Source organism: Fibrobacter sp. (genome assembly GCF_045601785.1).
Classification (GTDB): Bacteria; Fibrobacterota; Fibrobacteria; order Fibrobacterales; family Fibrobacteraceae; genus Fibrobacter.
The window spans coordinates 21,328-34,562 of sequence record NZ_JAZSAF010000077.1; the positions used below are offsets into that span (position 1 = coordinate 21,328).

The following is a 13,235-nucleotide window of genomic DNA, read 5'->3' on the forward strand; positions in this document are numbered from 1 at the left end:
TGAATTTAGAAAAAAGGCTCGAGGGTGTCGCTTAAAACTCCACCTTGTATTCTTCAAATGCGTCCTTATTCGCCCTTAAATTCGGACCATCCCAGTCAAAGAGCGGAGCCCCCCAGGCGCCACTCAGCGTAGGCTCCCAGAAGAAAGCCCCTATCCAGCGATCCAGCCCGCGAACCATTTCATTCGTACGCCTGCGCGAACCATCAAAACTGTAGTGGTCTTTTGTATCGCCGCCGTTGTATTCCGCAACGATAAATTCCAGGTCGGGGTAAGAAGACGAAAGCGATTTGAACAAATTAATCCAATTGTCCGGAGGGCCGTCATCGTACGCGGTATACGCCGAAAAACCCATCACATCAGCAGGGACCTTTTGATTCTTGAAGATTTCAGTCATCCACCAGTTGACAGTATTCGGCTTGCGGATGCTTTCAATGTGGAGCACCGTCTTGATGTCTTGCGACACCGCCTTGACGGCACGGATTCCCGCCTTGAAGTACTTGCCTGCATTGGCCTTGCCGGCACTTGTACTCATATCGCCACCTACACTTGCTGGCGCCTTGTCGACGCCATCTCCCCAGCAGTTCGTGCTGCTGTTCGGCACATGCATTAGTATTCCGGGAGTCGTCTCGTTGCCAATTTGCACCATCGTGGGAGTAGCCCCCACCTGCTTCAGCGCCGAAAGCAAATCGTAGGTATAGTAGTACACGGAATCCGCCATTGCATCGGAACTTGTCACGCTGCGCCAGCGGCTAGGAATAATCTGCTTGCCCGGATCGGCCCAGTTGTCGCTGTAATGAATGTCGAGCAAGAAGGCCATGCCTGCGGCCTTGATTTTTTGAGCGTAGGCAACAATGTGGTCCTTGTCGGCGTAGGCTTCGGCATCGTGCTCGCAACCCGCCGCCGCATAGCCGTACTGCGCCTTCGGACTCACAAATGTCTTTAGGCGAATGGCGTTGAAGCCGTGGCCTTTCAGGAGAGTGAAGATGTCCTTTTCAGAACCGTCGACATCGTAGAACTTGGTTCCCCAGCGTTCGTATTCCTGCACCGTCGAGATGTCTGCACCGGTATAGAAGCTGAAATCGAGCGATGTTTCCAACGCAGAAGACCGCGGCGGATGCGAGTCGGAAGATTGTGGCGGCATTTCGCCGGACAATGGCGGTTCGTTTGCCGAAGAAAGCGAAGGGCCAAAGCGGAACGAACTTGAACTCGGGTAAAAATCCTCCAAATAGGAAGACGACGAGAACGGAAGCCAAAGCGAAGACGAACTTTCGTAAACGGCGCCCGTTTCCGCGCCTGACGAATCCAAGGTATCGGAACCAGAAAGCGAATCTAAATTCACATTCGGCAGAGTGTCCACGGCAAGGCCGTCTACCGTCGACGAGTCCGCCACTGCCGCGGCATCTTGTTCCGGAGAATTGCTAGAATCGTCGCCACAGGCGCACAAGGCAACGGCTGCAAACGACAGCAATGCAAATTTACCCTTTAAAAATCCCATACCCTAAATCTACACAAAATGACCCGAAATCGCAACAAAGGAATTCTTTACAGAAGGCTTTACGCGGCGGATACAACGCGCCGCATACAGCAAAAGGCCCCGCAAAGCGGAGCCTTTCGCTAAATTCAACAGACAGGGCTAAGCCCAATGCCGTAAAATTACTTGACCTGGAAGTAGTAGGTCTGGAGGGTCTTGCCGTCCTGGGCGAGCTGAAGAATCTGCTTGCCCTTCGGGAGCGTACCCGTAACCTGGAACAGGTTTTCGGCCTTGTATTCCACGTTCAGAGTCGTGCCCTTGGCCTTGTCCACAAAGAGACCGGTCTTTTCGTCGGCGCCAAAGCCCTGGCAGTCGGAATGGTCAGCCACCTTGCCTTCCACAGCCGGGTAGGAGGTCACGACCAGCGGAGAAGTCACGGAGCTTGCATTCACGTAGAACACGTTGAGTGCAGCGTCCACTGCCAACGGAGCCGGGAGGTTAGAAACCTTGGCTGCGCCCTTGTCGGCCTTCTTCTTTTTCTTCTTGTCCTTCTTGCCCGGAACCTTGGCGGCATCGGTAGCAATCGGCATGGTCAAACGGTAACCGGCAACGGATTCGCTGCAGCTTGTAGAATAGACAACCCACTGGTTATCAATCTTTTCGGGGCCTTCGGTCGTACCGCTCTTGTAGAGACCCGGCTTGATCTGGTCGCTGTATTCGTACAAGGTAACGGTCAGGTTCGGGTTCTTTTCGTCGGTCGTAATCTTCTGCTGGCCAAGGATGTACTTGGAGCGACGGGCCTTGATCAGGTATTCGCCAACGGGCACCTTTTCGAACTTGAACTTACCCTGCTGGAGGTCGGCCTTGTAGGGGTACTTCGGGTTCTGGGTACCGAAAATGGTAGAGTCCATCCAGACGGTGGGCATTTCGATTGCCTTGCCGGTAAACGGATCAAGGACTACACCGTCGATCGTGCCAGTCTTTTCGCAACCGGTCATAGCCATGGCGACGAGGGCGGCTGCGCCAATAAAGAGATGCTTCTTCATAAGATAAGAGTCCTTTTTTGAGAAAAAGGCTCCCTTGGTTTTGCAGGGAGCCCTTCGTTTTTTGAAATTATTCGGCGTCTTCGGCCTTGGCAGGGGCGGCCTTGCGGGTCTTGCGCTTTGCGCCCGTGATGTTGCCAGCGAAACGCTTGTTGAAGCGGTCGATACGGCCAGCCGTATCCACGCGATGCTGCTTGCCCGTCCAGAACGGATGGGTATCAGCCGTAATTTCCAAGGAAATTACGCTATATTCAACACCATCGATAGTCTTCTTTTCGGCGGAAGACTTCGTGGAGCGGGTGATGTATTCTTTACCCGTATTCGCATCGACGAACACGACCGGTTGATAGTTAGGGTGGATACCTTCTTTCATTTTTAAACTTCCTATTGAAGTAGTTGATTTTGAGAGCCAAAATTTAGAAAAAAACGCCATTTTGGCAAGGGAATTAGGTATTTTTAGGAGCATGAATAGAATCTTTATGGCGTTTTTAACGGCCATTTCGGCCTTTTTGACGGCCTGCGGGAACGAGACCCCCGTGGCAAAAGTCATCGTCACCGACCAGAAAATGCCCCTGACCGAGTGGCCCGACAGCGCTTACATCGCCGGTCTGGACTCCATCTTGGCCCTGGAACCCATCAAGAAGGGTGCCGAGAACGAAGCCAAGATAAGCATGAACACCTTCGAGGCCCCCGTCTTCAAACTTCCGGGGTCGGTCACCGGCAAAAAGGACCCCGCACCAAAGGCGAACCACGCAGGGAAGTCCGCAGAGAACAGACAAGCTAACGCCGCAAGGACGGCCGACACAAGCGCCGAAGCATTCGCCGACAAGTTCAGCACCGCCCTTTCCAAGCTGCAGTCCGACCCCAGCAACGCAGGGCTCTACAAGACCGTCGAAGCGAAAGACGGCGACGACCTGTTCAAGCTCCTGAAGCGCACCTACGGTGCAGGCGTGCAGAACCTGCCGCGTTTCTATATTCTTTCGACGCTGCAATCCGTGAACCCCGGCGTCATGCTGGAGCACCTGAACGCAGGCGACAAGGTCCGCGTTCCTAGAATCTAAATTCCAATGACTAACGCAAATTCCATGGAAAAGCCGCCGCTGTGGACGCGGAATTTCGTGACGGTCGCCGCCGCAAATTTTCTCCTGTTCTTCAGTTTCTACCAGCTCTTGCCGATTCTGCCGCTCTACATCATCGAAAAGTTCGAGACAGACAACGCGACGGCGGGCATCATCATCAGCCTCTACACCATCGGCGCACTCGCCTGCAGGCCCTTCGCCGGGTTCCTAGTCGACACCCTCAGCCGTAAGCCGCTGTACTTCTGGACGTTCTTCGCGTTTACCGCCTGCTTCGTGGGCTACAAGGCGGTGAGCATCATCTTCATCCTCGCGATCGTGCGGTTCCTGCACGGGCTGTTCTTTGGCATTTCGAGCACCGCAAGCAACACCGTCGCCATTGATGCACTCCCCGCCTGCCGACGCGGCGAAGGTATCGGCTACTTTGGCATCAGCGTGAATCTCGCCTTTGCCACAGGCCCCATGACAGGCATGTTCCTGTACGAAGCTTTCGGCGACACCATCGTCTTCGTCATTTCGATTATCCTCTGCGTCATCGGGCTCATCCTGGTGCAGACGCTGAACATCGCCCCCAAAGAAAAGAAGCCGCACGCACCGCTTTCGCTCGACCGCTTCTTCCTCACGCGCGCCATTCCCCAGTTCGTGAACTTCATCTTCGTCGGGTTCGCCTACGGCCCTGTCACCAACTACATTGCGCTCTACGCGAACGAACTCGGTATAGGCGGTTCCGGCTGGTTCTATGCGCTCATTGCCGCAGGGCTCATCTTGAACCGAGTCATGACAGGCAGGCTCATCGACAGAGGCTACCTGATACACCTGGTGGGCACCGGCATGACGCTGAACGTAGTCGCCTACTTCATTCTTGCCTTTTCACACTCGCCCGCGACCTTCTTCATTTCAGCATTCCTGATCGGTACAAGCCTTGGGCTCATTTTCCCCGGTTACCAGACCATGTGCGTGAACCTTGCCCGCCACGACCAGCGCGGCACCGCGAACAGCACCTACCTCTCTGGCTGGGACATCGGCATTGGAACAGGAATCCTGGTGGGAGGCTCCATGGCGGGCTACTTCGGGATGCACCGGCAGGTATTTTTTGCCTGCGCCGTGGCACTCATCGTGGCCGACGTCCTGTACTTTGCGTGGACCGCAAGGCACTATCTGAAAAATAAGCTGGAAGGCTAGATCCCCGACCAAGTCGGGGATGACACGAACTGCGCTAGGAGCGCTTGTCTTCGGACATCATCCGGTCGGCTTCGGCAACGCTAGCCTTGAAGTTCGAGGTCCGGCCATCCCAAAGGGCGTATCCCAGACTCACCTTCAGTGCAAAGTTCAGCGACGAATACCGATTCGAGACTTCTTCCTTTACGCAATCCTTGACGACTCGGATTGCAATTCCCGGCATTTCGGTCGGGACAATCATCAAAAATTCATCGCCTCCGTAACGGCACAGGAACACCGTCTTTCCCAAGCTGTCGCAAGCATTCTTGAGCGCCTTGGAAACAAGCTCTAGGGCTCGGTCGCCTTCAACGTGCCCGTAGATGTCGTTAATCTGCTTGAACTGGTCCACATCGACCATAATCACATAGTGGTCCTTTGTGTCGCGCGGCATCTGCAGGTAGCGCTGTAGCTGGTTTCTGTTGTTGAGTTCCGTCAGGGGATCGGTGGAAATCAGCTGGTTCTGTAGCGTCAAGTAGATGAACAAAAGAATCATCGTGCACCAGAAACAGAATATGGGTGTCGTGAGGGCAAAGAACACCTGCGCGGAAGCGGCAATAATGCTACCCGGAGTGTAGCTTGCCACAATCAGGTAAATTTTCAGGTTCTTCCGGTTCTCCGGCCTGAATCCGCGGGCGACTCCACGAATCGTCACCGTCATGATGTAGATGAACGGAAGGAACATCTGGACCAGGTAGAAGTATGTTTTGGGTTCCAGGTTTTCGTCCAGCCAAAATTTCGGAGCGACGACAAACGACGCAAGCAATAGCACCGCTTCCACGTAAATCGGAATTTTCAGTTTCATCCGGAGACGCCGAATCTGGGCACGAGTCATTTCGGGGCGCGTGCTTATTTCGGCAAAAATAAAGCAGCTGTAGAACAGGAACGCATCGATAATCGCGTTTGAATAGTTTACCGCGAGAACGCTAAAGGTGGTTTTAGGGATGATCCCGTCGCTGACTAGCGCCCAGATGGAATCGCTTGTAAAATACAGGATGTGCCACAGGACCAGGTTGTAATACAGATTGAATTTCAGCTCAGGGGTCGGAAGTTTCTTGATGCTATATAAAAGAAGCAACAGGATGCATACACATCCAAGACTTGCCTGCGCATAAAAAACAAAATCACTCATTTCCTTACAACTCTCGCAAGAAAAATAGCAAAAATGCCCCATCCAATTGCTAAATTACATAATATGAAGCCCTGGAAACTGCTCAATACGGAATATTTGGTGAATGCCCCGTGGCTGAAGGTCGCTAAGGAAACCTGCGAACTGCCCAACGGCAAGGTGATAGACGACTTTTACACGCTGTGGCAACCCGACTGGGTGCTGATTCTTGCCCGCACCGACGAAGGCAAATGGGTCATGACGGAACAGTACCGCCACGGCACCGGAAAGATTGCGCTCGAGTTCCCCGCCGGAATCATCGACAAGGGCGAAACCCCCGAACAGGCCGCGATAAGGGAATTGCAGGAAGAAGTGGCATTCCGGGGCTACGCCGAAAAGGTCATCTACCTGGGAGCCTACCCTGTGAACCCGGACAGGCACCGCGGCAAGTTCCATGTCGTATTTATCGACGGCGTACAAAAAGGCGGCAGCACCCACTTCGACAGCACCGAAGAAATCGAAAGCCTGCTATTGAGCGACGAAGAATTACAGCAAAAAATGGCCGACGGCAGCTTCAATCACCCGCTGCAGATGGCAGGATACCTTAAGTGGAACCTGTGCTCTCGAAAGTAGCCTGAAAATTTCTGTGCAAGTCCTTGTCGCCGTACTTGTCTTTAGCACCGGATTTTAAATCTTCGGCAGAATAGCCGCTTGTAATGCGATGCAGTAACACGCTGCGGGCCGATTCGTCGTAACTGAAATGGATGCGGAAAGTTCGGTAAGCCAGCACGCCCGTTTTCGCAACTTCGTCTACGGTCAAGCGGCGGCGGGAACTGTCGAAAACATCCTTAGAGAAATTCCCGCGCGAAAGCTGCACCTGCGCAAAGCTCTCCAAATCGAATGCGCTATGTTCCGCAATCCAGCGGTTTTGCGCGGCAAACTCCTCGGACATTTCAATAGCCCATACATCGCCCACCTGTTCTTCGACCCAGCCCGCCTTGGCATCAGGGAAAGCGTCCGCCATCGGGATGTAGGGTTTGATGTCGAGCACCGGAGTGCCATTCAGCAGATCGGCTTCGTCTACATACAAAGTAAGTCCTTCGATCTTCAATAGACGCACACAGCTAAGACCTATCGGATTCGGGCGGTAAGGGCTTCTGCTTGCAAAAGTTCCCACACGATCCTTCCCCTTGGGCGGCACCGGCGGACGCGTCGTCGGGCGCCAACCCTCGTTTTCGTGGAACTGGAAAATCACCCAGATGCGTTCGAAGCCCTCCAGGTCGCGAAGAGCCGTCTCGAAGTTATTCCCCGGCTTAAGCTCGATACGGCCCGGATGCCCCGCAAAGAGCCGCCCCTGACGCGGAGCATCGTACTTGTAAACGGCATCGCCATAAAAAACGCCTATCGGGGTCACTTCCATACCTCAAAAGTAGAAACAAAACTCCGATACACTTACTACACTGTCAAAGAAAAACGACATTTCAAGCAGCCGCAGTCCCAATTTTGATTATATTTTTAGATTGAATAAAACCAAAGAGGTCAAAAATGAACTTTAAAGCCAAAACAAGCTTAACCCTCTCTGCAGCAGCGCTCCTTTTCCTGTGCGCCTGCGGCGATGATTCCAGCAAGTCGTCCGCTCCCGACGATACCGACATCACGCCCACCGATTCGACTACCAACAACAACACACCGGGCGACAACAAGACGGAAGTCCCGAGCGATTCCTCGGCCACTCCTGCCGATTCTAGCGCAACCCCAGCTGATTCCGCCGCCACTCCGGCAGATTCCAACACAACCGTCGACCCGTCCACGCTCCCTGCCGAAGGCCCGATTACGCTCCCCACTGGCAAGGGACTTCTTCTCGACGACTTTGAAGACGGCGACGGAGAAAGCCTTACCGGCAACTACTGGTACACCTATTCCGATGCTGACAACAGCGGTGCCTCCACGATCGTTCCTGAACCAAAAAAGGACTTCCTGCCGGCAGCCGTCAACAATGGTTCCAACTACGCCATGAAAATTGTCTACACCTTGGACAAGGGCGACTATGAATATGACCCGTATGTGGGCTGGGGCGTCCAAATCGACGAAGACGACGAGAACGCAAAGTATGGCGGCATCACCTACTGGTACAAGGGCGGTGCGCATGAAGTCCACATTGAAATTTCCGACGTCAAGAACTACGACCAATACCTGGCCAAGGTGAAAAAAGCCACTACCTGGACCCAGGTCACCATCCGCTTCAAGGACCTTGTCCAGGGCTGGAGCCAAGGTAAAGACGCCGTTCCGTTCAACCCGGCCCACATTACAGCCGTAAGCTTCCAGGCAAAGGGCAGCGGAAGCACCATTACTACGGACTCTCTATATATAGACAACATCTACCTGCAAGACACAAGCGAAGTCGAAAAAGACAAGGAAGACATGTCCATCAACGACCCTGTCATTCCCGAAATTTCGTTCACCGAAGCCGAGATTACGGTTACAAACCCGTTGCAGGCCAAGGCGATGAAGTACCTTAACAAGGGCATCAACTTCACCAACTGGCTTGAAGACGCAAAGGGTAAGTTCAAGAAGTTCGTCTTTGACGAAGAAGACATCAAGCTCATGGCCGAAAGCGGCATCAAGAGCCTTCGTCTCCCGATTGACCTAGACCTGTACGCCACCAATCGCGACGCATTCGTCAAGGACTCCAAGGATTCCGTCGTTCTCAAATTCGATGACGACACCCTGTTCATGGTCCTCGATTCCTTTGTGGAATGGACCGGCAAATATGGCATGTCGCTGGTGATTGACTACCATGAATACGACAACGGCTACAACGCAACCACAGCCGTAAACGACAAGTATATCAAGATGATGGCGGAGACCTGGAAGCATGTAGCGGCCCACTACGCAGAAAACACCCGCGAAGACATCTTCTTCGAACTCCTGAACGAGCCCGACATGAAATACGGCGCAGTCAAGGCAGAAACTTGGACTGTTGCCGCCCAGGCAATGATTGACTCCATCCGCAGTGTCGACAAGACGCACACAATCCTCTTTGGCGATGCCGAATGGTATTCCATCAAACTGCTCACTCAGCGCACCCCGTTCACCGACAACAACATCGTCTACGTGATTCACAACTACGAACCGTTCGTATTCACCCACCAGGGCGGTTCCTGGACCGACTACGCCACCATCAAGAACATTCCGTTCCCCTACGATCCGGCCAAGTGGTCCAAGGTTTCGGGTGACTTCGGTGTCGTCAAGGGATCTCCGACTAGCGTGAAAAATGCCGTAAGAAACTACTACAAGAACGGCAGCAAGGAAGCCATCATGAAGCAGATGCTCAAAGCAAAGAAGTGGGCTGCCGAAAACAACGTGCCAGTCATCATCAACGAATTCGGTGCACTCAACCTTACTTCTACGGCAGAATCCCGCCTGAACTACCTGACCGCCGTGCGCGAAATCTGCGACACGCTCCAGATTCCCTGGACACATTGGGGCTACACCGGCGGATTCTCGCTGTTCGAAGGCGACCTCAAGGGTACCAAGCTCATCGACGGTGTGGCCGAAGCGCCTAAACTTGGCGAATAGACATAAGCGTTTAGCTCCTTAATAAATGTCGAAGGCCGCCCCCAACAGGGCGGCCTTTGCTGTATTGCGACAGGAGAGTTTTGTATATTGTAGTCACTTATGCGTGCTTCTGTCTTGAGTCTTTTGTTTTTATGTGTTGGCGCCACTTTCGCCAACGGTTTTTACGGCAACAACAGCGACATCAAGTGGAAGGCCGCAAGCACCACGCATTTCAACTTCATCTATCCGGCAGAATACACGGCGCACGCCTCGAAGGTTTCCGCCTACGCCGAAGCCGTCTACGATTCGGTCGTGAGCCGCTACCACCACGACCTGCCCGGCCGCGTGAACGCGACGCTCAACAACGCGCTCTACAGCAACGGCAACGCCATCCCCAGCGAAAATTCCATCAACCTGTGGCTCACCAACTGGGACTTCAAAATCCGCAGCAGCCACGGCTGGCTTTCGGACGTGGTGACGCACGAATTCAGCCACCTGGTGAGCATCGAGAACGCAAGCAAGTTCAAGCCGAGCGTCTACGGGCTGCAGGTGAGCTACACCGACTACTACAACGAACGGATTACGCAGGACTTTGCGACCATGATCCCGTTCACGCTGCAGCCGCTGTGGTTTGCCGAAGGTACCGCCCAGTACGAATCTAGCCGCATGGGTTTTGACGCCTGGGACAGCCACCGCGACATGCTACTCCGCGTTGCGGCCCTGAACGATTCGCTTCTCACGCTTCCTTACATGCACGATTTTTCGGACAATTCGCTGTTTGCAGAACTCGGCCCCTACACGCAGGGTTTTTCGCTGGTGCGCTACATCAGCGAAACCTACGGCGAAGGCGCCATGCCGAAAATTTGGCACGAGATGTCCAAATTCCACCGCATGACGCTCGATGGCGCCATCAAGAAGGTCCTCGGAATCGGCGAGCAGGAACTCTACGACAAGTGGAAAAACGCGATTACCGAAAAATACAAGGCGCAGCGCGACAGCCTCGGTGCCCTCGTCGAAGGCACCAAGATGACCGAAGGCTCCTTCTGGCAGGACTTCCCCGTGGTCGCAGGCAAGCACCTTTACGGCGTATCGAACTTCGGCGGACTCTGGTTCGACGGCGGGCTCTTCAAGATGCCGCTGGAATCTGATTCCACCGACACCGCGAAGGCCGATACCACCGAAAAGATTGACGGTGTCGAAATCGGCGAAATCGCCATCGAGAACGAAACCGAGACCATCGACATCGGCGAATACGCCAAGCACGGCTTCAAGATCAAGAAAGGCTGGCTCGACAAGGGTATCGCCGTCCACGAGGACAGCGCCCAGGGTCCTATCCTCGCCTATGTCAGCTACCAGAACCGCGACAAGGACGGACACGCCCACTTTGACATCGCCGTGAGCGACACCAACAAGAAATCCTTCACCGTGACCTACCTCGCCGACGCCGTCTACCCCGACATCGACCTCCAGGGCACAGCGATTATCTTCGCCATGCGCGAGCCCTACAGCACGCGCTTCAAGCTCGCAAAAATTCCCTACCCCAAGGACCTAAGCGACTACACTTCCGAAGACCCCGTCGACATTTTCGTTCCCGATTCCAAATTCGACTACTACAACATCTATAGTCCTAAATTCAGCCCCGACGGCAAGCGCATCGCATTTGGATTCTTCGACAACGCCATCCGCGGCATTGCCGTGATCGATAGCGACGGAAAAAACTTAAAAATCGTCTCTACCGAAGGCTTCGACGAGCGCGACGTGAACTGGCTCGACAACAACAAGATCGTATTCGCGAGCAACCGGAACGGAATCTTCAACCTGATCGAGAAGGACCTTTCGACCGGAGCCGAGACTCCGCTCACAAACGTGGTCGGCGGTGCGTTCACCCCTGCCCTCGCAGGCGACACGCTCTACTTCACCGAATACGACAAGGACGGTTTCTCGCTCTACAAGATGCCCTACTCGACCGTCCCGATGATCGACGATACCACGGTCACTGTGACGGAGCGCGACAGCACCATCCAAGTCACCGACACCACATGGAAGTGCTCCGACAGCAGCGCCACGGCGAGCGACTCCATTCCAGGAAATGCCGAAAGCCTTGATTCCTGTGTCAAGGAACCCGCTGTCGCCCTCCGCGACTCCATCATCAAAATTTCCGACACCACGCGCACTGTCACGCAGAAGCCCGCCCCCGCAGCGATCACTCTTCACGGAACACTCCCGCCGCGCATCGTAAAGCCGATTGAACTGAACGATGTCGAATTTGCGGGCATCGAGCAGGACTACAAGCCCATTCCCATCATTCCGCTGTTTGTCCCGATGCTTGTGTTCAGCGAAAACGCCCCCGACCTGACCGTGTTTGGCGAAGGCAAGCTCAAGGTGAAAGCGGGCCTTGCCGCCATCCTTTCGGACCCGCTCAAGAAGAACCTGGTTCAGATAGGCTTCTTGCTTGAACTCGGTGCCGGTTTCGACTACATCAACGGCGACGGACTTAACCCGAAACAGGAAAAGGAATTCTTCGTCTCCTGGGACAACAGGAGCACGCCCATCGACCTTTCGCTCAGCTATACCTACGCCAACTACACCAGCAAAGACACCGTGCGCTACGAAGATGTGCGCGCCAATGGCGGCGACAGCCTAGGCATCAGTCACTACGCCGTCCCAATGCAGGCGATTGTCGGTTCGGCAGGCTACAGTATCTTCAAGAGCATTGACACCTTGCAAGTTGCGGTGGGCTACGACTGGGCAAACTTCAACCTTTACGAAGACAACTTCGACTGGACCTACCAGAAACGCATCAGCGCTCTCGTGTCATTAGGGCTCTACGGCGACCACGCCGAAGGCTCCGAAATCACAGGACAAGGCAACGGGCTTCGCCTGTTCCTGCAATCATCCAGTTCCGACCTGTACCGCCCGGGGACATTCGCCGAAAGCTTTACCGTCAACGCGAGCGGCAAGATCACCCCCAAGTACCGCAACTTTCACATCAACGAAGCCGGCATCAACCTCTACGGAAGCATCCAGAGTCCACTCACCGGCGCCCGCCTTGCGGCCGGCGGAAAAATCGCAGGCGTGTACAAGTGGAGTACCGACGCCAAACAGGACACGCTCGATTCCTACTACTACGATGCCCTGTTCCTGGAAGGCTACCCTTACCTGCGCAGCTCCGAAAGCTACACGCTGGCCGGCACCAGGACCGCCATCGCAGAGCTCCACTACCTGTTCCCCGTCTACGACGATTGGCGCAAGAGCGCCTGGATCTTTGAGACCCGCAGCTTCTATGTAGACCTGTTCGCGCAAATGGGCGCCGCCTGGAACACCAAGTGGTTCGACAGCGACAAGCTCACCGACCACCGCTTCTGGGACCGCTCCGTAGGCCTCACCTTCCGCATGGGCAACCGGATTTTCTACGGGACCCCATTCGACATCTCGCTTACGCTCGCCCGCGGCCTAAGCCGCATCGGCGAAGACGACAACTTGCACGGCGGCCATAAGCTTACCCCCATCGACGTTCCGCTGATACCCGAAAGTATTGCCCCGACGAGAATCAAGTTCTCCATCGGAATGGGGTTCATAAATTCTTGGCAATAGCCAAGAATTTATAGCTGCATCTACGGCTCGGTCCTATATTTAAAAAGGACGAAAATCACCCCTTCATTAGTCTATTTTTAGAAATGGGTAGGAGATGGGCAACCCGGCGGCTCGGTAGCGCCCGACGCAGTGCATGACATTGGGACCCATCTCCTTCAACCCAGGACCCC

Annotated in this window: 10 protein-coding genes; 5 read left to right on the plus strand and 5 right to left on the minus strand. The window is 54.4% G+C overall.

The features are described from left to right. Positions 1–31: 31 nt before the first annotated feature. From ACKI61_RS12165 to ACKI61_RS12175, 3 genes are all read right to left on the minus strand, one after another. A complete protein-coding gene (locus ACKI61_RS12165; protein WP_407457957.1) occupies positions 32–1,495 on the minus strand; it encodes a glycosyl hydrolase 53 family protein in 1,464 nt (487 codons plus the stop codon). Positions 1,496–1,653: 158 nt separating this feature from the next. After that, positions 1,654–2,517, minus strand: a complete 864-nt coding sequence (locus ACKI61_RS12170) for a hypothetical protein (protein WP_407457958.1) — start codon at positions 2,515–2,517, stop codon at positions 1,654–1,656. Between the two features lie 67 nt (positions 2,518–2,584). Continuing rightward, positions 2,585–2,887, minus strand: coding sequence for a type B 50S ribosomal protein L31 (locus ACKI61_RS12175; RefSeq protein WP_072977299.1), 303 nt, complete (start codon positions 2,885–2,887; stop codon positions 2,585–2,587). Between the two features lie 91 nt (positions 2,888–2,978). Between ACKI61_RS12175 and ACKI61_RS12180 the strand changes: the two genes are divergently transcribed. Continuing rightward, entirely contained in the window at positions 2,979–3,575 is a 597-nt protein-coding gene (locus ACKI61_RS12180) for a hypothetical protein (RefSeq protein WP_407457959.1), read from the plus strand. Between the two features lie 6 nt (positions 3,576–3,581). After that, positions 3,582–4,772, plus strand: coding sequence for an MFS transporter (locus ACKI61_RS12185; RefSeq protein ID WP_407457960.1), 1,191 nt, complete (start codon positions 3,582–3,584; stop codon positions 4,770–4,772). A 34-nt stretch (positions 4,773–4,806) separates the two neighbouring features. Here the strand turns inward: ACKI61_RS12185 and ACKI61_RS12190 are convergent, their stop codons facing one another. Next, positions 4,807–5,937, minus strand: coding sequence for a GGDEF domain-containing protein (locus ACKI61_RS12190; RefSeq protein WP_407457961.1), 1,131 nt, complete (start codon positions 5,935–5,937; stop codon positions 4,807–4,809). A 63-nt stretch (positions 5,938–6,000) separates the two neighbouring features. Between ACKI61_RS12190 and ACKI61_RS12195 the strand changes: the two genes are divergently transcribed. Beyond that, positions 6,001–6,546, plus strand: coding sequence for an NUDIX hydrolase (locus ACKI61_RS12195; RefSeq protein ID WP_407457962.1), 546 nt, complete (start codon positions 6,001–6,003; stop codon positions 6,544–6,546). On the opposite strand, the gene tsaA is transcribed toward ACKI61_RS12195, so the two are convergent. Continuing rightward, a complete protein-coding gene (tsaA, locus tag ACKI61_RS12200; RefSeq protein WP_407457963.1) occupies positions 6,518–7,333 on the minus strand; it encodes a tRNA (N6-threonylcarbamoyladenosine(37)-N6)-methyltransferase TrmO in 816 nt (271 codons plus the stop codon). The two genes, ACKI61_RS12195 and tsaA, sit on opposite strands and share 29 nt — an antisense overlap. 125 nt (positions 7,334–7,458) lie before the next feature. Between tsaA and ACKI61_RS12205 the strand changes: the two genes are divergently transcribed. Then, positions 7,459–9,492, plus strand: a complete 2,034-nt coding sequence (locus ACKI61_RS12205) for a cellulase family glycosylhydrolase (RefSeq protein WP_407457964.1) — start codon at positions 7,459–7,461, stop codon at positions 9,490–9,492. Between the two features lie 99 nt (positions 9,493–9,591). Next, the gene (locus ACKI61_RS12210; protein ID WP_407457965.1) at positions 9,592–13,065 is read left to right on the plus strand and encodes a hypothetical protein; all 3,474 of its coding nucleotides are present in this window, start codon (positions 9,592–9,594) and stop codon (positions 13,063–13,065) included. The last annotated feature ends 170 nt before the right edge of the window (positions 13,066–13,235 follow it).

Coding starts and splice junctions, on each gene's coding strand:
- ACKI61_RS12210 (WP_407457965.1), top strand. CDS start 9,592: ATGCGTGCTTCTGTCTTGAGTCTTTTGTTTTTATGTGTTGGCGCCACT.
- ACKI61_RS12165 (WP_407457957.1), bottom strand. CDS start 1,495: ATGGGATTTTTAAAGGGTAAATTTGCATTGCTGTCGTTTGCAGCCGTT.
- ACKI61_RS12205 (WP_407457964.1), top strand. CDS start 7,459: ATGAACTTTAAAGCCAAAACAAGCTTAACCCTCTCTGCAGCAGCGCTC.
- ACKI61_RS12180 (WP_407457959.1), top strand. CDS start 2,979: ATGAATAGAATCTTTATGGCGTTTTTAACGGCCATTTCGGCCTTTTTG.
- tsaA (WP_407457963.1), bottom strand. CDS start 7,333: ATGGAAGTGACCCCGATAGGCGTTTTTTATGGCGATGCCGTTTACAAG.
- ACKI61_RS12170 (WP_407457958.1), bottom strand. CDS start 2,517: ATGAAGAAGCATCTCTTTATTGGCGCAGCCGCCCTCGTCGCCATGGCT.
- ACKI61_RS12190 (WP_407457961.1), bottom strand. CDS start 5,937: ATGAGTGATTTTGTTTTTTATGCGCAGGCAAGTCTTGGATGTGTATGC.
- ACKI61_RS12185 (WP_407457960.1), top strand. CDS start 3,582: ATGACTAACGCAAATTCCATGGAAAAGCCGCCGCTGTGGACGCGGAAT.
- ACKI61_RS12175 (WP_072977299.1), bottom strand. CDS start 2,887: ATGAAAGAAGGTATCCACCCTAACTATCAACCGGTCGTGTTCGTCGAT.
- ACKI61_RS12195 (WP_407457962.1), top strand. CDS start 6,001: ATGAAGCCCTGGAAACTGCTCAATACGGAATATTTGGTGAATGCCCCG.